Here is a 19,415-nt window from a genome sequence, read left to right on the forward strand (position 1 = left end):
CGGTCGCACTGAGCGTGGTCATGTGACTCCTAAAGCGAATGGAATTCGTTTATTGTGTGACCCAGACCACCGCTTGTAAAGCCGTGCGATGAAATCAGGGGGAAAGAGACATGGGGCGACCCTCGAAGCCGATCCTGTCGCTAGACCGGATCACCAGTGCGGCAATGGATCTCGTCAACACCACGGGCGGATTCACGATCCCTGAACTGGCACGCAGGCTCAAGGTCAGCCCGTCGTCGCTGTACAACCACGTCTCCGGCCGGGAGCAAATCGTCGAGTTGCTGCGCGAACGGGCAATGTCAGAGGTGCAACTGCCCGACGTCGACGCCGACCGGCCGTGGGCGGAGATCCTGGCCGACATCATGCGCTCATACCGCAGCAGCTTCGCCCGCTACCCACGCCTGATTCCCCTGCTCACTGCCCATGCCGTGAGCAGCAGCCAGGCCCTCACGATGTACAACGCGCTGGCTGTCACCCTGAGCAGGGCCGGCTACAACCCGACCGACACACTGCGGACCATCACCCTGGTCGACAACTACGTATTGGGGTCCGCCCTCGACCTCACCGCCCCGGACAAACCGTGGGAGTCCGGAGACCAGGTCGGTCCGGAGTTGACCGCCGCGCTGGCCACCGGCGCGCCCAAGCCGGCCCGCGCCGACGATGCGTTCGAATACGGACTGGCCGTGCTGCTGCGCGGGCTGGTCCGGACCTGACCCAGCCCACGACGCGAATCGCTGCTACCCGCCGCAGCGGTTACGGAAATCAGTCGCCGGTTGCCGGAGGCCCTGCAGTTCGGCCCGGATCTGCGGCTTGTCCTCAAGGTATACCTGCACCGAATCGGCCATCTGGTCGTTCGACTGCCCCTTGAGGCTGGTGAAGAAGTCATTCACGTCGGGATGGGTGAACAAGTAGGCCGAGGTGGCCGCGCGGACTCCGGCCATCACACCGGCCAGATCGGCAGCCGTGCAGTTCGGCTCGTCCGCGGCAGCGACGGGCGCCCCAACGGCCAAGAGCGACAGGCTGATTGCGCCGGTGGCAATGACACGGGTGAACATCGTGGCTCCTAAATCGACTCGAATAACTGGGCTGAGGCTCACGGACGCCCCGGCCGCCAGCCGCCACCACCACCGTTGTCGGGCGGGCGGGGGTCGATGTTGATTTCTAAGCCCCCGCCGGCGCAGTACCAGTCGTTGGCGCAGTAATACGGGTAGTACGGGCCGGCCTTCGGCGGCGTCGGTCCCCCACCCCGGACGTTTCCCTGCGCGCAGACCGTAGAACCGCCGGCGTCGACACAATCAGCCGCAGCAGGCGGTGCAACGGCGATGGCGATCGGTACGGTCAATCCGGCCACGCCGAGTAGCACCGGCCCCCACATGCTCCGCATGTCCACTCCTCAGTAGGTCCCCGTGAGCCGAGAATAATTCCCGAGGATGCCGAATATGCGGTATCGACAATAACCGGTGCCATTCCGGGGCGCACCTCTTTGGTAACCGGTTGCATTCGCAGAGATTGCAAGGCTCGTCGTGAGATACAGCGCGCCCTAACCTCACGCGCGTGAACGAAGACTGGCTGGCCGTGATCGTCGGCCTCATTCTGTTGATCCTCGTGATTGTCGGTGCCATCCCCGGCAGCGTGATCCCATGACCCGCACCGAGGAACGCCCTGACCAGCGTTCACCGAAGATCGGCTACGCCGTCGCCGGTGTCCTGGTAGTGATCGCGCTGGGCGCGGCGACCCGATTCCTGGAGACCGAGGTTCCGCACTGGGCCGCCGGAACTCCGTTCGCGAAGATCGCGAAATCGGTCGAATTCCCGGTCTACGCAATCGCTCTCGGGTTGATCGGCAACGCGGTCCTGGCCAGGCTCGCGTTGCGCGATGTCCTGTCCCAGGGTTTCCGCACCGAGTTCTTCATCAAGACCGGCCTGGTCCTTCTCGGCGCGTCGATCAATCTCAAGGTGCTCGCCACCGCGGCCGGTCCGGCGATCATCCAAGCCCTGCTTCTGATTTCGATCGTCTTCGGGTTCACCTGGTGGCTGGGCGGACGACTCGGCCTCGACGACAAACTGCGGGCGCTGCTCGCCTCCGCCGTCTCGATCTGCGGGGTGAGCGCGGCCATCGCGGCCGCCGGTGCGGTGCAGGCACGGAAAGAGCAACTGGCCTACGCCGCCTCGCTCGTCATCGTGTTCGCCCTGCCCTCGATCTTCCTACTGCCCTGGCTGGCCGATGTATTCGGGCTGTCCGACGCAGTCGCCGGAGCCTGGATCGGCGGCAACATCGACACCACTGCGGCCGTGGCCGCCGCGGGCACGATCGCCGGCGAGCAGGCCCTGCAGATCGCCACGATCGTCAAAACCACCCAGAACGCGCTCATCGGCATCGTCGCCATCGCCCTCACCGCGTACTTCGCGCTCAAGGTCGAGCGCCAGTCCGACAACCCCGATCCAGCCCGGGCACGCCCGTCCCTGCGCGAATTCTGGGACCGGTTCCCCAAATTCGTTCTCGGTTTCATCGCCGCTTCGGTCATCGGCACGCTATATCTGCAGTTCGCGGCCGACGGCAAGGCGGCGATCGCCACCGTGAACGACCTCCGGACCTGGTTCCTGATCTTCGCTTTCGTGGCGATCGGACTGGAGTTCTCACTACGCGGCCTCAAAGAGGCCGGGTGGCGGCCCGTGGTGCTGTTCGCCGCGGCCACCGTGGTCAACATCGTGGTGGCGCTCGGATTGGCCTCCCTGCTGTTCGGCGGTTTGTTCGGGAGCTTCACCACCGGCTAGGTAGCCGTTACCCTGGCTAAGTGCCGACAACCTGGTCACGGCGAGGGTTTTTCGCGGTCAGCGCTGCGATGGCCATGGTCGCCGCATGCAGCACGCAAAAGCCCGGCGAAGTCGCCAAAGACGGTTCGGTGACCGTCCGCCATCTGTTCGGAGACACCAACATCCCGGGACCGCCGCAAAGGGTGGTCAGTGCAGGATTCACCGAACAGGACGATCTGCTGGCCCTCGGGGTGGTCCCGGTCGCGACGACGGAGTGGTTCGGAGGTGAGCCGTATGCGGTGTGGCCCTGGGCGCAACCGAAACTGGGGGGCGCCCAGCCCACCGTGCTCGGCCTGGCCGACGGGATACAGGTCGACGAGATCAAAGCACTCAATCCGGACCTGATCGTGGCCACCAACGCCGGACTCGACGCCGACACCTACGCCAAGCTCTCCGAGATCGCCCCCACGATCGCGCAGTCGGGAGCCGACGCATTCTTCGAGCCCTGGCGCGACCAAGCCACCCTCATCGGCCAGGCGCTGTTCCAGAACGACGCCATGTCGGGCCTGATCGCCGGAGTGGACGACAGGTTCAAGGCGGTGGCCACCAACAACCCCCGATTCGCCGGGAAGAAGGCCATGCTGCTGGGCGGCACCATGTTCCGTGACAGCGTGCAGACCCAGACCGGATGGCGCACCGAATTTCTCACCCAGATAGGATTCGCCGTGCCGCCGACACCGGCACTGATCCCCCGCGACGACATCCCCTCGGTGCTCGACGCCGCCGACGTGCTGATCTGGACCACCGAGAGCGACCAGGAACGCGATGCCCTGCTCGCGGATCCGGCCATCGCCGGCCTCAAGGCAACCACCCGCAATCGGCACGTTTTCACACCCAAAGACCTGGCCGGAGCCATCGCATTCGCCTCGCCACTGTCCTACCCGGTGGTGGCCGACCAGCTCCCGCCGCTGCTCAATCGCGCGCTGACCTGACAAGATGACCGGGTGACAAGCACCCAGGATCATCAGCACCGCGGCACCGCCGTCGTCGGCTCGGCCTATTATCCGGTGCTCGTCGCGGTCTTCACAGCTCTGGTGATCATCTCCAACGTCACCGCCACCAAGGGCGTCGCCTTCGGACCGATCATCGGCGACTGGTCGATCATCACCGACGGCGGGTTCATCGTCTTCCCGCTCACCTACGTGATCGGCGACGTGCTGTCCGAGGTGTACGGCTTCAAGGCCGCGCGGCGCGCCATTTTCCTCGGATTCTCGATGAATGCGCTTGCCGCACTGGCATTCTGGATCACCATTTATCTTCCCGCGGCCGATTTCTACACCAATCAGGAACACTTCGAGAACATCGTCCACGCCTACACGCAATTGATCGTGGCGGGCCTGGCCGGGTTCATCGTCGGACAGACCATCAATGCCTGGGTCGTGGTGGCCATCAAAGAGCGCACCAAGGAGAAGCACCTGTGGGCCCGCCTGGTCGGATCCACCTTCGCCGGCCAGCTCGGTGACACCCTGGTCTTCTGCGGCATCGCAGCGAGCGCCATCGGCATCAGCACCGTCGGCGACTTCGTCACCTACACGGCGCTGGGCTGGGTGTACAAGACCGCGGTGGAGGTGATCATGCTGCCCATCACCTACCGCGTGATCGCCACCATCAAGCGCCGCGAGCCCACGTATCAGGCCGCCGTTTGAGGCTTCGGTAAGGCACCTCTGGCAAGGTTCATAGAGCTGCAGCATTCTTAGCTACCGACGGGTAGCTTCAGGTCATGAGTGTGACATCAGAGGTGATGGACGCGGCGGGACCCAGCCTGAACCCAGGCACCGCCCGCGACTATGGCGATCAGGCTCTGCTGCTCGAGTTCGACAGCACTGCCGATGTTTTGGCGTGGACCGCCACTCTCACGGCGGCCCAACTACTCGGTGTGATCGACATCGTGCCGGCGTCCCGCACGATCTTGATCAAGCTGGCCGACCCCCGCTATCAGGCACCGACCCGACAGCGCCTGGGCAGCTTGCGGCTGCAACCCGGATCAGCGCCGGTCCGTCCCGTCGGACCGGTCGACGTGACCATCGACGTGGTCTACGACGGCGCCGATCTGAACGAGGTCGCGAGCCTGACCGGGCTGACCCCGGACCGGGTGGTCGCGGCGCACACCGGCACGCCGTGGCAGGTCGGCTTCATGGGCTTCGCGCCCGGGTTCGCCTACCTCGTCGGCGGCGATGCGCGGCTCCAGGTGCCGCGCCGGGCCGAGCCCCGCACCAGCGTCCCACCCGGCGCGGTGGCGCTGGCCGGCGAGTTCAGCGGCATCTACCCGCGGCAGTCGCCCGGCGGCTGGCAGCTGATCGGGCGCACCGACGCGGTGCTTTTCGACGTAGACCGCGAACCACCCGCGCTCCTCACGCCGGGCACGTGGGTGCAGTTCCGGGCCATCGACTAGTCGGCGAGGAGAACACCATGACGACGACCATGCCAAAAGCATCGAACCCAGGGTCACTGCGCTCCGGCCTGCCGAGACTCGAAATACTGCGCACAGGACCGCTGGCCCTGGTCGAGGATCTCGGCCGTCCGGGAATGGCGCATCTGGGCGTCACCCGCTCGGGTGCCGCCGACCGCCGGGCCCACACGCTGGCCAACCGCCTGGTGGCCAACCCGGGTGAGCACGCCACCATCGAGGTGATGTTCGGCGGATTCTCTGCCCGGGTGGTCGGCGGGGACGTCTCCATCGCGGTCACCGGAGCCGACACCGACCCGGCGGTCAACGGAATCCCGTTCGGCACCAACAGTATCCACCATGTTCGCGACGGCGAAGTGATCTCGCTGGGTGCACCGCATTCGGGTCTGCGCAGCTATCTGGCGGTACGCGGCGGCATCGCCGTCGAACCGGTACTGGGTTCGCGGAGCTACGACGTGATGTCAGCGATCGGGCCGGCGCCCCTGCAGCCCGGCGACATCCTGCCGGTCGGTGAACACACCGCCGACCTACCCGAAACGGACCAGGCCCCGGTCGCCTCGATCAGCGACGACGTGCTGGAACTCAATGTGGTTCCCGGCCCGCGCGACGACTGGTTCGTCGACCCCGACGTGCTCATCCGGACCAACTGGCTGGTGACCACCCACAGCGACCGCGTTGGCATGCGCCTGGTCGGCATGCCCCTGGAATACCGCCGGCCGGACCGGCAGCTGCCCAGCGAGGGCGCGACCCGCGGGGCAATTCAGATACCGCCCAACGGTTTTCCGGTGATCCTCGGCCCCGACCACCCCGTGACCGGCGGCTACCCGGTGATCGGCGTGGTGACCGACGAAGACATCGACAAGCTCGGCCAGGTCCGGCCCGGGCAGACCGTGCGCCTGCACTGGTCGCATCCGCGCAAGCCGTTCGAGGGCTAGCTGGCCGGACCATTCCTGTAGTCGTTTTCTACATCAGGGTTGCGATCCCGGCGATCAACGACCCAGGTGTAGAAACCGGTGCCTGGGGAACACGCCCCCAGGGGAGTTTGGCCTATACGCCGGACGGCAAGCAACGTAGAGACACCGGCACGCGGCGCTGGTAGAACATGGGTGTGCCCTACCAGGATGTCAGCGCGCCGTCCGTTCGAGGCGGAATCCTGCACACCGCTCGTCTGGTCCACACCTCCGATCTCGATCACGAGACCCGCGAGGGCGCCAGGCGCATGGTCATCGAGGCGTTCGAGGGCGACTTCAGTGACGCCGACTGGGAGCACTCACTCGGCGGCATGCACGCGCTCATCTGCCATCACGGTGCCCTGATCGCACATGCCGCCGTCGTCCAGCGGCGCCTGATCTACCGCGACACCGCGCTGCGGTGCGGCTACGTGGAAGCGGTGGCGGTCCGCGAGGATTGGCGCGGCCAGGGCCTGGCCACCGCCGTGATGGACGCTGTCGAACAGGTGTTGCGCGGCGCCTACCAACTCGGCGCGCTGAGCTCAGCCGACACGGCCACCGAGATGTATCTCGCCCGTGGCTGGCTGCCCTGGCAGGGCCCGACCTCGGCATTGCAGCCGACCGGCGTGACCCGCACCCCCGACGATGACGGGTCGGTGTTCGTGCTGCCGATCGACCTGCCTGCCGGCATGGAACTCGACACCGCCGCGGAGATCACCTGTGACTGGCGTGACGGGGACGTCTGGTAGGCACCAGAACGCACAGGCTCACACCCGAGGATGTGAGCGGGTGAGCGGAATTTCACGGCCGGGTCACGGCGGGGAGCACCTCCGCAATAATCGCTTTCTACTTTTGCGCCATGCCCACTCTGCTGAAGTCGAATCGCATCACCAACTGGGATCCCGAGGACACGTTGGCCTGGGAAGCCGGAAACAAGTACATCGCGCGGCGCAACCTGATCTGGTCGGTGTTCGCCGAACACGTCGGGTTTTCCGTCTGGTCCATCTGGTCGGTGATGGTCCTGTTCATGCCCGAGGCCGTCTACGGCTTCTCTGCCGGCGACAAGTTCCTGCTGGGTGCCACCGCCACCCTGGTGGGCGCCTGTCTGCGCATCCCCTACACGCTGGCCACCGCCACCTTCGGCGGCCGCAACTGGACGGTGTTCTCGGCCTTCGTGCTGCTGATCCCCACGGTCGGCACAATGGCGCTGCTGGCCAATCCGGGCCTGCCGCTGTGGCCCTACCTGATCTGCGCCGCCCTGGCCGGGTTCGGCGGCGGCAACTTCGCCTCGTCCATGACCAACATCAACGCCTTCTACCCGCAGCGGCTCAAAGGCTGGGCGCTGGGGCTCAATGCGGGTGGCGGCAACATCGGCGTACCGATGATCCAGCTGGTCGGCCTGCTCGTCATCGCCACCGCGGGTAACCGTTCCCCGTACTGGGTGTGCGCCATCTACCTCGTGGCGCTGGCCGTGGCCGGGATCGGCGCGGCGTTGTACATGGACAACCTCGAACAACACAAGATCGACCTGGGTGCGATGAAATCCATTCTGGCCGAACGTGATACCTGGGTGATCTCGCTGCTCTACATCGGCACCTTCGGATCGTTCATCGGGTTCTCGTTCGCCTTCGGCCAGGTCCTGCAGATCAACTTCGCCGCCGGCGGGCAGACCGCTGCGCAGGCTTCGCTGCATGCGGCGCAGATCGCATTCGTCGGCCCGCTGCTCGGCTCGCTGTCCCGGGTGTACGGCGGCAAGCTGTCCGACCGGATCGGCGGCGGACGGGTGACCCTTGCTGTGTTCGGCGGCATGATCCTGGCCGCCGGGATGCTGGTCGCGATCAGCATGTTCGACGACCACACCGCCGCGGCGGCCAACGGCCTGATGATGGCCGGCTACGTCATCGGATTCGTCGCCCTGTTCCTGCTCAGCGGCCTGGGCAACGGCTCGGTCTACAAGATGATCCCGTCGATCTTCGAGGCCCGCAGCCACTCTCTGGACATGAGCGAGGAAGAGCGGCAGCACTGGTCGCGGTCGATGTCCGGGGCACTGATCGGCTTCGCCGGCGCGATCGGGGCCTTAGGCGGATTCGGCATCAACATGGCGCTGCGCCAGTCCTACCTGTCGAGCGGATCGGCCACCGCGGCGTTCTGGATCTTCCTGGCGTTTTACGTGGTCGCCTCCGCCTGCACCTGGTTCCGCTACGTCCGTCGGCCGGCAGCGCCGGCCGCCACATCGGCCCCGACAGACCGACATGCCTCGGCAATGGTCGGGTAATCATTTGGAAACACGAGATGCCTTCACTGGAACGATGAACGAGCCCAACTGGGCACCGCTCACAGGTTTTCGTGTGGCGGTGACCTCCGCACGACGTGCCGACGAGCTGAGCGCGCTGCTGTCCAGGCGGGGCGCGACGGTGACCAGTGCGGCCGCCATCACGATGGTTCCGCTCCCCGACGACGAGGAGCTGCGGGCCCACACCGCATCGCTGATCGACGTGCCGCCGGACATCGTGGTGGCGACCACGGGAATCGGCTTCCGCGGCTGGTTCGCCGCAGCGGACGGCTGGGGGCTGGCCTCCGAGCTGACCGACTCCTTGAGCAAGGCCCGCATCGTCTCCCGTGGTCCGAAAGCCACGGGAGCGTTGCGGGCAGCGGGTCTGCCCGAGGAGTGGTCACCGGACTCGGAATCCTCCCGCGAGGTGCTGCGCTACCTCGTCGAGAAGGACATCGCGGGACAACGCATCGCCGTGCAACTGCACGGGGCCACCGACGACTGGGACCCGTTCCCCGAGTTTCTCGATGAACTTCGGGCCGCGGGCGCGGAGGTGGTGCCGATCCGGGTCTATCGCTGGCATCCGGCTCCACGGGACGGCGATTTCGATCAGTTGGTCACGGGGATCGCCGAACATCGTTTCGACGCAGTCAGTTTCACATCGGCGATGGCGGTCGCCTCGGTACTGATGCGAGCCACCGAGATGGACATCGCCGACCGCGTGTTGGCAGCTCTGCGCACCGATGTCCACGCCATGTGCGTCGGGCCCGTCACCGCGCGGCCCCTGGTGCGACTCGGGGTGCCGACGTCCGCACCGGAACGGATGCGCTTGGGCGCCTTGGCTCGTCACATCACCGACGAGCTGCCTCTGCTGCAGGCGCGGACCGTCCGGGTCGCCGGGCACACGCTCGAGATCCGGGGCACGTGTGTCCTGGTCGACGGCGCGGTGAAGTCGCTGTCCCCGGCCGGGATGGCGACCATCCGCGCGCTGGCCCACCGGCCGGGTGCCGTGGTGTCGCGGTTCGATCTGCTCAGCGCCCTGCCGGGCTCGGGCACCGACACGCACGCGGTGGAGACCGCTGTGCTGAGGCTTCGTACTGCCTTGGGCGACAAGAACATCGTGTCGACGGTCGTCAAGCGGGGGTACCGGCTGGCCGTCGACGAAGCCGAGATGGCCCGAGTGCAATGAGTCTGGTCCTGGTGGCTCATGGAACCCGCAAGCCCGGCGGCGTCGCGATGATCGGTGATCTCGCCGCGCGGGTGTCGGACATGCTGGGCCGGCCCGTACACGTCTCGTTTGTGGACGTGGTCGGCCCCACCCCGAGCGAGGTGCTCGCATCGCTGCCGACCGACTGCCCTGCGGTCGTGGTACCGGCGTTCCTGGCCGCCGGCTATCACGTCCGGGTCGATGTGCCGGACCACGTTGCGGCCAGTGAGCACCCGGCCGTCACCGTCACGCAACCGCTGGGCCCCTGCCCGGGCACGGTCCGGGTTCTGGCCGATCGACTCGTCGAATCAGGCTGGCGGCCAGGCGATTCAGTGATTCTCGCGGCGGCCGGAACGTCCGACAGAAGCGCACAATCCGATCTTCGGCGCACCGCCGCACTGCTGTCAGCGGTGACCGGCGACCGCGTAGAACTGGCCTTCGCCGCCACCGGCGCGCCGAGTGTGGCCGAAGCCGTCGCCGCGCAGCGCCGCCGCAGCCATCGCCGCATAGCTGTGGCGTCCTACCTGCTGGCCGACGGGCTTTTCCAGGACCGGCTGCGTGAATCCGGTGCCGATCTCGTGAGCGAACCACTCGGCACCCATTCCGGCATGGTCCGGCTGATTGCGAACCGGTTCCGGCGCGCCGGGGTACTGAGCCTGCCTGCCGCGGCGTAGCTCGATCGACCGGGCGACGAGCGGCCCGGCGCATGCGGCGAGTACGAGTACGCCTCCGGCGCCCGCCACCGAGAAGGCGGCCGCTCGGCGGGTAGCGACCATCGCCGAACATTGCTCGACGTAATCACTGGCCATGAATACCGGTCCGGCAAGCGTGTGCTGGTCCAGGTTGAGCTGGTCCTGTTGGGCGGCAACCGAGTAATCGGGACGCGCTCCGTTACCGCACGGAATGGGTTGACCGGCGCGATCCACGGCATTCAAGGCCAGGGGCACAAGGGTCGCCCCGAGTGCGCCCAGCACCGCTGCCGCCCCCACCAAATTCAACACCGAACGCCCAAACATCCCTTGTCAGCCCCTCTGACGACGCTTCATTGAGAGGGAGTCTAAACACACCCAGCGAACTATTCTAGTTAGCCAGAGCGATGTGCACCACAGCTTTGGAACATCTCCCGACCGTGCAGTTCTGGCAAATTCCGGACAGAAACCGCCTCTGTACTGGTAGTTGCCTGGGTAACCAGGCTCCGGCCGTTTGCCGACGGATCGCGGTGTCAGATTCGGGTCGAGAACTCAGCTATCGTTATCGCGTTCGACAGACGATTCGGCAGGAGTAGTGGCAAAGGTGCAGGTGACAACAACGGTGGGCGCAGCCCGTCGAAACGACGCACGCGGCAGTGCGACCCGGTGACCGGGTCTCGGCCGAACGTCTGCGTCAGCACCTGCTCAACGCACTGGAGCGCACGTCACGGCCGATGACCACTGCCCAGCTACGTGACGACTTGCACGAGCACTACCGTTCACCCGTCGTGATCGAGTCCGTGTACCGCAACCTGACGGTGCTCGAACGGCGCGGCGACGTGGAGCGCCGCAAGCTCCAGGGGCGCGACGCCCGCTGGAGCCGGGCGACCGATCAGGCGGCGAGCTGAACGAGCCCGTCCGGCGTGACCCGGGTGCGGTAGACCGGTATCGACACCGCGGGCTCATCGAGGCAAGTGCCGTCGTCGAGCGCGAACGCCTGTTTCTTGATCGGTGACTGCACGGTCGACCGCCCACCGCGGTCACCCACGATGCCGCGGGACAGAACTGCGGCACCGGAGAACGGGTCGATGTTGCCGACCGCGTGCAGAGAGCCGTCATCGAGGCGGAAAAGCGCCGCCTGTGAACCGTCGGGCAGTAGCACCGCGACGCCGCGGCACGGCATCAGGAAGTCATACCGGCAGGCCGTCGTCCACTCTGAAAGAGTCGAACCACAAACGTCTTTGCGATCGTCGAGCACTGTCATTTCGCCTCCTGGATGATCGAGGGCATACCGAGGCTTGTCGGCACCTTCCGGCCCGAGCGTTCGGTGAACGTGATGGTGGGATCGTCGATGTCGGGGGCGTTGACGAACGAGACGAACCGCGCCAACTTGTCGGGGTCGTCGAGCACGCCCTTCCATTCGCACGAGTAGCCGTCGACGTGCCGGGCGACTGCCGCCTCGAACTCCTGGGCCAAACCGAGCGAGTCGTCGCACACCACCTCGCGCAGGTGCTCCAGGCCGCCATCAAGAGCTTCAAGCCAGGGCGCCGTCCTTTGCAGACGATCAGCGGTGCGGATGTAGAACATGAGGAAGCGGTCGATGTAGCGGACCAGCGTCTCGTCGTCGAGATCGCCGGCCAGCAGTTGGGCGTGCTTGGGCGTCATGCCGCCGTTGCCACAGACATAGAGGTTCCAGCCGGTCTCGGTGGCGATGACACCGACGTCCTTGCCGCGGGCCTCCGCACATTCGCGCGCACAGCCCGAGACGCCCATCTTGAGCTTGTGCGGGGAACGCAGCCCGCGGTAGCGCAGCTCGAGGTTGATGGCCATCTGTACCGAATCCTGTTGCCCGTAACGGCACCAGTCACTTCCGACGCAGCTCTTGACGGTGCGCAGCGACTTGCCGTAGGCCTGGCCGGATTCCATGCCGCCCTCGACCAGCCGGCGCCAGATCTCGGGCAACTGATCCACCCGCGCACCGAACATGTCGATGCGCTGACCACCGGTGATCTTGGTGTAGAGATCGAAGTCCCTGGCGATCTCGCCGATCAGGATCAGCTGCTCGGGCGTGATGTCACCGCCGGGAACCCTGGGCACCACCGAGTAGCTGCCGTTCTTCTGGATGTTGGCCAGGAAGTGGTCGTTGGAGTCCTGCAACGAGGCCTGCTCGCCATCCAGGATGTGATCGGAGCTGGTGGACGCCAGGATCGAGGCGACCGTGGGTTTGCAGATGTCGCAACCTTTTCCGGTGCCGAACTTCTCGATCAGACCGGAGAAGGTGCGGATCTCGGTGGCGCTGATGATCTCGAACAGCTCGGCGCGCGACTGGCCGAAGTGCTCGCACAGCGCCTTGGACTGCTCGACGCCCTCGGACTCGAGCAGTTGCTTGAGCAACGGCACGCAGGACCCGCACGAGGTGCCGGCCAACGTGCACTTCTTCAGCTCTGGCACATCGGTGCAGCCGCCGCAGATCGCTTCCTTGAGATCACCTTTGGTGACGTTGTTGCATGAGCAGATCTGTGCGATGTCGGGCAGCGCGCTCACACCCAGAGCGGGCGCATCGCCATCGCTGACCGGCGCAATCAATGCCAGCGGGTCGCCGGGGAGTTCGCTGGCGACCATCGGCCGCAGCACCCCGTAGGCCGATGCGTCGCCGACCAGGATGCCGCCCAGCAGCGTCTTGGCGTCATCGGAGAGCACCAACTTGGCGTACGTCTGCTTGACCGGGTCGTTGACCACGACCTCCAAGCAGTTGGGCGTAACTCCTTTGGCATCACCGAAACTCGCGACGTCGACGCCGAGCAGCTTCAGCTTGGTCGACATGTCGGCGCCGGGGAACTCGGCCTCGCCGCCGAGCAGGCGGTCGGCCACCACCTCGGCGGTGGTGTAGCCCGGCGCCACCAGGCCATAGCAGCGGCCTTCGATCGCGGCCACCTCACCGACCGCGTAGATATTGGGATCGCTTGTGACACACGATAGTTCAGTGAGTACACCGCCGCGCTGCGCCATGTCCAGGCCTGCGGCACGGGCCAGCTCGTCGCGCGGGCGCACACCGGCGGCGAAGACGACCAGGCCGGCGTCGATCGTGGTGCCGTCGTTGAGCGATATCCGCATCGAATCGTCCACGTCGGACTTCCGCAGCGGCTTGTGCCTCTGCACCGGCGCAATACTGTCGGTCCCGACCGCGGTGTGCACCTCGATACCGAGGCCCCGCATCATCCGGTTCAGCAGGGTGCCACCGGCCTCGTCGAGCTGGGCCGACATCAGGTGCGGCGACATCTCCAGGACATGCGTCTTCAGCCCGAACTGCCGCAGCGCATTGGCGGCTTCCAGGCCGAGCAGTCCGCCACCGATCACCACACCTACAGGCGACTTGGAGTCGCGCGCCGCCTCGGCACTGGCACGGATCGCGTCGAGATCGTCGAGCGTGCGGTAGACGTGCACGCCCGGCAGGTCGCGCCCCGGCACCGGCGGCACGAACGCGTACGAGCCGGTGGCCAGCACCAACGCGTCGTAGTCGAAGGTCTCGCCAGTGCTGGTACGCACCGTGCGGGCCTCCCGGTCGATCTCGGCGACCGCACACCCCAGGCGCAGCTCGACCAGATCATCACCGGCATATTCATTGCCCGGCAGGGCCAGCTGAGCGCGGTCCCAGTGCTCGGTGTAACCGGTCAGGCCGACCCGGTCATAGGCAGCGTCAGCTTCCTCGGACAGCACGGTGACGCGCCACGCGCCCGCGGCGTCACGCGACCGCAACGCCTCGACGAAGCGGTGGCCCACCATGCCGTGTCCGACGACCACGACGTTCTGTGTTGGCGACATACAGCGAGGTTAGGAACCTGAAGTTGCCGAAATGTCGCCCTGTGTGAAGCGCCCGTCACGGTGTGCTCACGGTCTGCGCGTCGCACATGTGAGATTGCCCGGCCGTGAGGGCCGGCTATCCCGGCTGACGGGCCAGCGCCTGGCCGATGACACGGGCGGCCTCGGCGAATCGCTGCGGATCCGGTCCGCAGTAATTGAGCCGAAGATAGGGCCCCGACGGTTCGGCGGGAAACCACTCGTTGCCCGCCGCCACCAGCACCGAGTCGGATTCGCACTCGCGAACCAGCCGCTGCAGGTTGGTCGCATCGGGCAGCCGCAGCCACAGATGCAGGCCGCCTCGCGGCACGTGCTCCAGCTGTGCACCGGGCGCATGCTCGGCCAGAGCTGCGATCAACAGGTCGCGGCGGACCCGCAATTGCTGCCGCAGATCGCGCAGATGGCTGCGCCAGGCCGGCTGAGTGACCACATCCAGCGCCGCGGTCTGCAACAACCCACTGACATACATGGACTCCGCTCCGCGATCGGCCAGGATCCGGTCGCGGGCGGGACCGCGGGCCACCATCGCGGCGACGCGGATCGACGGCGACACGCTCTTGGTCAGTGATCTCAGATAGATGATGTGCCCGGCGTCATCGGATGCCACCAGCGGTGTCGGGGTGCTGTCGATGCCGAAATCGTGTGCCCAGTCGTCCTCGATCAGAAAGGCGCCGTGACTGCGCACCACCTCGAGAATTCGACTCCCGACTTCTGGAACCCATTGGGCACCAGTCGGATTGGCATAATTTGGCTGCGCGTAGAACACCCGGGCACCGGTCTCTGCGAAGGCCCGCGAAAGCTCTTCGGGCTCAGGGCCGCGCGGCCCGCTGGGTACCGGTACCAGCCGCACACCGCACTGGGCCGCGGCCAGGATGGCCCCCCAGTAGCTCGGCGACTCGATCAACATCGGCTGCCCGAACCCGACCAGTGCGCGGAAGATCGAGCTCAAGCCGCTCTGACTGCCCGGCAGCACGATCACCTCACGCGCCGTCGGCGCCGTCACACCGGCACCGAACGCCTCGGCCAGTTCCTGGGCGAACCAGCCCTGCAGATCGGGCTGGCCGGCAGCGGGCGCGGGTCTGAGCGCGGCATCCGCGCGGGCGGCCCGCGTGAATGCGGTGCGGACCAACCGCTCGGGGAGGAGTTCGCGGATGGGATAGCCGGAGTGCAAGGCGATCACGTCGGGAGCGACACTGCGCAGCGGCGTCGACAGGGCAGGGATGCGCGCCTGTGGGGACCGTAGCGCGGCGGTCTGCCAGCCATAGTCGGGCAGGCGTGCGCTGCGGACAGCGCGCACGAACGTCCCGACCCCCGGCCGGCTCTCCACCAACCCGAGACTGCGCAACGTCCGCATGGCCTTGGCGACAGTCACCGGACTGACCGAATATTCAGCCACCAGCGCCCGGTTGGACGGCAGCTGCGCGCCTGGTGGCGCGGTGGCGATCCACTTGCGAAGACCGGACACGATGCGCTCAGTGCTATCGTTATCCATGTTGATACAGAGTAGCGCTACTCGCATTAGCTCGTCAGCGCTATCCCATCCGGGTCTGTGGTGGGGGCTGCTGGGCGTCACGGCATTCTCGTTCACCATCGTGTTCACCAAGGTGGCCACCGGTGGACTGTCACCGCTGTTCATCGGTGCCGGCCGGGCCGTCGCCGCCGCCGCCATCGCGGTGGTCGCCCTGGTACTGACCCGGCAGATGCTGCCCACCGGCCGGCAGTGGATCCGGCTCGCCGTCGTCGCCGCAGGCGTCGTGGCGGGATTTCCGCTACTGACCTCCTATGCACTGACCGTGGTGCCCGCCAGCCACGGCGCCATCGTGGTCGCACTGCTGCCCGCCGCCACCGCGGTGTGTGCGGTGTTGCGCGGGCACGAACGTCCACCGGCCGCGTTCTGGGCGATGGCGGCGGCCGGCGCGTTGGCCGCGGTGGTGTTCGCCATGGTGCACGGCGCCGGACTCGGCCATCTGAGCTGGCCGGACCTGCTGCTGTTCGGCGCGGTGCTGGCCGCGGCGGTCGGATACGCCGAGGGCGGGTTGCTGGCCCGGGTACTGGGCGCCTGGCAGACGGTGTCCTGGGCTCTGGTGGTCGCCGCGCCCGTGATGCTGGCGCTGACGGCGCTGACCGTCGTGCAACAGCCGCCGCACGCGACCCCGGTGCAATGGGCCGCGTTCGGCTACCTGGCCGTGGTCAGCATGTATCTGGGCTTCTTCGCCTGGTACCGCGGCCTGGCCATCGGACCCATGACGCAGGTGAGCCAGGTGCAGTTGATCCAGCCGGTGCTCACCATCGGCTGGGCGGCGCTGTTACTGCACGAGCGACTGGCCTGGTCGACAGTGCTCGGCGGCGCCGTGGTCATCGCATGCGCCGCCCTGGCCGTCCGGATCCGCCTTCGGTGATGCATTGACGACGATCACCGTTGGAAACCAAGGGATTCCAACGGATCTCGGGTGCTTCAGAACTTCGCCAAGAAGTCCGAGGTATAGACGTCACCGCGGATGCGGCCCGGCGGTGGGGGACCCTCGACAATCACCCAGGCCGCGTTCGCGTTCTCCATGGTCGGCCCGGACACCGTGATGGTCGCGGTGCCGCTGACGTCGGTGTGCAGCACCCCGCCGGACACCCCCGGATCGCCCACATTGCACGGGGCGGCACTCGAGCGGGGCAGCTGGATGAGCCGGACGTGGTAGTCGGAATCGGGCCAGGCCGACTGTAGGTGGACCTGGGCACTGAGATTCGAGCCGCCAGTGCTGACGTCGGCCCACCCCGAGCCTGCGCCGGACCCCATTCCGTCGAGGAACAGCGCCTTGACGTGATCACAGTTCCGGATCTGATTCGAGAACGGCGAGAACTGCGAGGCCGCCGCAGCGGGGCTCGCGCCGATCCCGCCGAGCGCCAGCCCGCCGGCCGCCGCCAGTGTCACCACACTTCGTATGCGCCAACCCATCGCTGCATCCCGCCTGCTCGACGTATCAGTGCGCAATTATTGGCACAGATCGCAGGCCGAGAAGCGGCAGTTCGCACAAAATCTCTGATCGGCTCGGCAGATCAGCCCCGTCGGCCGGGGACGGCTACCGCCAACGCCCCAGGATGTCCTTGGCCCGTGCGCTCAGTGCACCCTGCAGGAAGGGCCCGAAGGTAATCCGCCCCACGCCGATGCCCGCCAACGCGGCGAGGTCGGCGGAATCGGCCGGAACGGTCACGCTGACCGGCAGCGGAACGGCAGAAACGAAGCGCCCCAACCCTTCCGGGTCGGCCAGGCCGGCCGGGAACAGCGAATCGGCGCCGGCGGCGGCCGCCTCGGACAGGCGGGCGATCCCCCGGTCCACCCGATCGGCGGCGTCCCCGTCTTTGCGAAGGAACAGATCGGTACGCGCGTTGATCACCACGTGCACACCGGCGGCGTCCGCGGCGGCCCGCAGCTGACCCACCAGCTCGGCGTGCTCAGCAGAGCTGCGCAGCCGCTTGCCCTCCTTGTGCACGGTGTCCTCGATGTTGAGCCCAACCGCGCCGACGTCGAGCAAACCCTCGATCAACCGCTGCGGGGACTCGCCGTACCCGGACTCGATGTCCACCGAGACCGGCACGTCGACCGCGTCGGTGATTTGCCGCACCCGGGTCAGCAGGTCATCGAAGGACATCACCTCGCCGTCGGCCTTGCCGATGGACTCGGCCACCGGGTGGCTCCCCACGGTGAGCCCGGAAAATCCCTCACCGACCGCCAGCCGTGCCGACCACGCATCCCACACGGTGGGCAACACGACAGGGTTACCGGGTCGGTGCAGTGCCAGCAGCGCCGCGGCCCGCTCCTGCAAAGCCGTCTCACTCATAGATCCTCCAGGTGCTCGGATGTCCTGCTCAGATGTCTTTCCGCCAGACGCGAAGCCCGGGAAAACAACACTACGACCCGGCTTCCGGCGGCTCGTCGGGGGCAGCCGAGAACACCCCCGGAGACGTGATGCGCATCACGTCACGATCGTGATGTGGCTAGCATTGGTTGTCGTACTGTGAGCCCTGACACCTTCAGCCCGAGGAGGTCACTTGTCCACCACCACCGAGTTCTCCGAACTCCACAACCTGATCGGCGACATGCGTCGCTGTGTCACCACGTTGGCGTCGAAGTACGGGGATTCCCCCGCCATGCGCCGCGTGGCGAACGACGCCGAGCGGATCCTCAACGACATCGAGCGGTTGGACATTGACGCCGAAGAGCTGGAGATGCGTCACGGCGTGACACGCCAACAACCGGCCCGCGAGAAGATCGGGATCCCCGACACCCAATACGGCGGCGAGTTCTGGCAGGACGTCGCCGACGAGGGTCTCGGCGGATACCGCTGAGCTCACGGGCGTTTGCCGCCCGAGAAACAACTGAACTGAAGAAAGGGAACCGTGAGCGCACCCACCGCTGACCGTCGCGCGACCGGGGTCTTCTCGTCCACCCGAGCACAGATCCCCCAGCGCACCCTACGGACCGACCGGTGGTGGCAGGCACCACTATTGACCAATCTGGGGCTCGCGACGTTCGTCATCTATGCGACGGTCCGGGCGTTCTGGGGCAGCGCGTACTGGGTAGCGGACTACCACTACCTGACGCCGTTCTACTCGCCTTGTGTGAGCACGGCGTGCGCGCCCGGATCGAGCCACTTCGGTCAATGGGTGGGCGATCTGCCCTGGTTCATCCCGATGGCGTTCATCTCACTGCCGTTCCTGCTGGCCTTCCGGCTGACCTGTTACTACTACCGCAAGGCGTACTACCGGTCGGTGTGGCAGTCACCGACCGCGTGCGCCGTGGCCGAGCCCCACGCGAAATACACTGGGGAAACCCGGCTTCCGCTGATCATGCAGAACGTGCACCGGTACTTCTTCTACGCCGCGGTGCTCATCTCCCTGGTCAACACCTACGACGCGATCACCGCGTTCCATTCGCCGTCCGGATTCGGGTTCGGCCTGGGCAACGTCATCTTGACGGTCAACGTGATCCTGCTGTGGATCTACACGGTGTCCTGCCATTCCTGCCGGCACGTCACCGGTGGCCGGCTCAAGCATTTCTCGAAACACCCTGTCCGGTATTGGATCTGGACGCAGGTGAGCAAGCTCAACACCCGCCACATGCTCTTCGCCTGGATCACGCTGGGCACCCTTGTCCTCACCGACTTCTACATCATGTTGGTGGCCAGCGGCACCATCTCCGATCTCAGGTTCATCGGCTGAGTCAGCCC

General features: G+C 66.6%; 21 protein-coding genes. 14 read left to right on the forward strand and 7 right to left on the reverse strand.

Going from position 1 to position 19,415, the window contains the following annotated elements; all coding sequences use genetic code 11:
- The first annotated feature begins 110 nt into the window (after positions 1-110).
- Positions 111-713 (forward strand): TetR/AcrR family transcriptional regulator, encoded by a 603-nt coding sequence (locus H977_RS0102125; protein ID WP_029106303.1) that lies wholly within the window; start codon positions 111-113, stop codon positions 711-713.
- A 24-nt stretch (positions 714-737) separates the two neighbouring features.
- Here the strand turns inward: H977_RS0102125 and H977_RS0102130 are convergent, their stop codons facing one another.
- Positions 738-1,055: a heme-binding protein gene (locus tag H977_RS0102130; RefSeq protein ID WP_029106304.1), complete on the reverse strand. Its 318-nt coding sequence runs from the start codon at positions 1,053-1,055 to the stop codon at positions 738-740.
- Between the two features lie 38 nt (positions 1,056-1,093).
- A complete protein-coding gene (locus H977_RS34630; protein WP_081681575.1) occupies positions 1,094-1,375 on the reverse strand; it encodes a hypothetical protein in 282 nt (93 codons plus the stop codon).
- A 265-nt stretch (positions 1,376-1,640) separates the two neighbouring features.
- Here H977_RS34630 and H977_RS0102140 point away from each other — a divergent pair, with 265 nt between their 5' ends.
- From H977_RS0102140 to H977_RS0102185, 10 genes are all read left to right on the forward strand, one after another.
- Positions 1,641-2,774: a YeiH family protein gene (locus H977_RS0102140; RefSeq protein ID WP_029106305.1), complete on the forward strand. Its 1,134-nt coding sequence runs from the start codon at positions 1,641-1,643 to the stop codon at positions 2,772-2,774.
- A gap of 20 nt (positions 2,775-2,794) precedes the next feature.
- Complete coding sequence (locus H977_RS0102145; protein ID WP_029106306.1) at positions 2,795-3,745, forward strand: ABC transporter substrate-binding protein; 951 nt, start codon at positions 2,795-2,797, stop codon at positions 3,743-3,745.
- A gap of 12 nt (positions 3,746-3,757) precedes the next feature.
- A complete protein-coding gene (locus H977_RS0102150; RefSeq protein ID WP_029106307.1) occupies positions 3,758-4,459 on the forward strand; it encodes a queuosine precursor transporter in 702 nt (233 codons plus the stop codon).
- A 74-nt stretch (positions 4,460-4,533) separates the two neighbouring features.
- Positions 4,534-5,205 (forward strand): 5-oxoprolinase subunit B family protein, encoded by a 672-nt coding sequence (locus tag H977_RS0102155; RefSeq protein WP_029106308.1) that lies wholly within the window; start codon positions 4,534-4,536, stop codon positions 5,203-5,205.
- Between the two features lie 68 nt (positions 5,206-5,273).
- Positions 5,274-6,155, forward strand: a complete 882-nt coding sequence (locus H977_RS0102160; RefSeq protein WP_036474964.1) for a 5-oxoprolinase/urea amidolyase family protein — start codon at positions 5,274-5,276, stop codon at positions 6,153-6,155.
- Positions 6,156-6,322: 167 nt separating this feature from the next.
- Positions 6,323-6,919, forward strand: a complete 597-nt coding sequence (gene aac(2')-Ib / locus H977_RS0102165; RefSeq protein ID WP_502691124.1) for an aminoglycoside N-acetyltransferase AAC(2')-Ib — start codon at positions 6,323-6,325, stop codon at positions 6,917-6,919.
- 119 nt (positions 6,920-7,038) lie between these two features.
- Positions 7,039-8,445, forward strand: a complete 1,407-nt coding sequence (locus H977_RS0102170) for a nitrate/nitrite transporter (RefSeq protein ID WP_029106311.1) — start codon at positions 7,039-7,041, stop codon at positions 8,443-8,445.
- 34 nt (positions 8,446-8,479) lie between these two features.
- Positions 8,480-9,631: a uroporphyrinogen-III synthase gene (locus H977_RS0102175; RefSeq protein ID WP_029106312.1), complete on the forward strand. Its 1,152-nt coding sequence runs from the start codon at positions 8,480-8,482 to the stop codon at positions 9,629-9,631.
- Positions 9,628-10,323 (forward strand): sirohydrochlorin chelatase, encoded by a 696-nt coding sequence (locus H977_RS0102180; RefSeq protein WP_029106313.1) that lies wholly within the window; start codon positions 9,628-9,630, stop codon positions 10,321-10,323. The genes H977_RS0102175 and H977_RS0102180 overlap by 4 nt, the downstream gene beginning before the upstream one ends.
- A gap of 671 nt (positions 10,324-10,994) precedes the next feature.
- Positions 10,995-11,246 (forward strand): helix-turn-helix domain-containing protein, encoded by a 252-nt coding sequence (locus H977_RS0102185; protein ID WP_029106314.1) that lies wholly within the window; start codon positions 10,995-10,997, stop codon positions 11,244-11,246.
- Here H977_RS0102185 and nirD read toward each other — a convergent pair.
- From nirD to H977_RS0102200, 3 genes are all read right to left on the reverse strand, one after another.
- Positions 11,231-11,602, reverse strand: coding sequence for a nitrite reductase small subunit NirD (gene nirD / locus H977_RS0102190; RefSeq protein WP_029106315.1), 372 nt, complete (start codon positions 11,600-11,602; stop codon positions 11,231-11,233). The genes H977_RS0102185 and nirD overlap by 16 nt on opposite strands.
- A complete protein-coding gene (nirB, locus tag H977_RS0102195) occupies positions 11,599-14,160 on the reverse strand; it encodes a nitrite reductase large subunit NirB (RefSeq protein ID WP_029106316.1) in 2,562 nt (853 codons plus the stop codon). Before nirB ends, nirD begins: the two co-directional genes overlap by 4 nt.
- Before the next feature lie 115 nt (positions 14,161-14,275).
- On the reverse strand, positions 14,276-15,688 hold the full coding sequence (locus tag H977_RS0102200; protein WP_029106317.1) for an aminotransferase-like domain-containing protein: 1,413 nt from the start codon (positions 15,686-15,688) through the stop codon (positions 14,276-14,278).
- On the opposite strand from H977_RS0102200, the gene H977_RS0102205 reads away from it, so the two are divergent.
- Positions 15,687-16,595, forward strand: coding sequence for a DMT family transporter (locus tag H977_RS0102205; RefSeq protein ID WP_029106318.1), 909 nt, complete (start codon positions 15,687-15,689; stop codon positions 16,593-16,595). The genes H977_RS0102200 and H977_RS0102205 overlap by 2 nt on opposite strands.
- 56 nt (positions 16,596-16,651) lie before the next feature.
- Here H977_RS0102205 and H977_RS0102210 read toward each other — a convergent pair whose 3' ends face one another.
- Together H977_RS0102210 and H977_RS0102215 are read right to left on the reverse strand one after the other, a co-directional pair.
- The gene (locus tag H977_RS0102210; protein ID WP_036474790.1) at positions 16,652-17,143 is read right to left on the reverse strand and encodes a hypothetical protein; all 492 of its coding nucleotides are present in this window, start codon (positions 17,141-17,143) and stop codon (positions 16,652-16,654) included.
- Between the two features lie 124 nt (positions 17,144-17,267).
- Positions 17,268-18,026 (reverse strand): isocitrate lyase/PEP mutase family protein, encoded by a 759-nt coding sequence (locus tag H977_RS0102215; RefSeq protein WP_029106320.1) that lies wholly within the window; start codon positions 18,024-18,026, stop codon positions 17,268-17,270.
- A 211-nt stretch (positions 18,027-18,237) separates the two neighbouring features.
- On the opposite strand from H977_RS0102215, the gene H977_RS0102220 reads away from it, so the two are divergent.
- Both H977_RS0102220 and sdhC read left to right on the forward strand, forming a co-directional pair.
- Positions 18,238-18,534 carry an Rv0250c family protein gene (locus H977_RS0102220; protein WP_029106321.1) on the forward strand — a complete coding sequence of 99 codons (297 nt, stop codon included), beginning with the start codon at positions 18,238-18,240 and terminating at the stop codon, positions 18,532-18,534.
- Positions 18,535-18,585: 51 nt separating this feature from the next.
- Positions 18,586-19,407, forward strand: coding sequence for a succinate dehydrogenase subunit SdhC (gene sdhC / locus H977_RS0102225; protein WP_029106322.1), 822 nt, complete (start codon positions 18,586-18,588; stop codon positions 19,405-19,407).
- The last annotated feature ends 8 nt before the right edge of the window (positions 19,408-19,415 follow it).

The sequence above is a fragment of the Mycobacterium sp. URHD0025 genome, from assembly GCF_000426065.1.
Lineage (GTDB): Bacteria > Actinomycetota > Actinomycetes > Mycobacteriales > Mycobacteriaceae > Mycobacterium.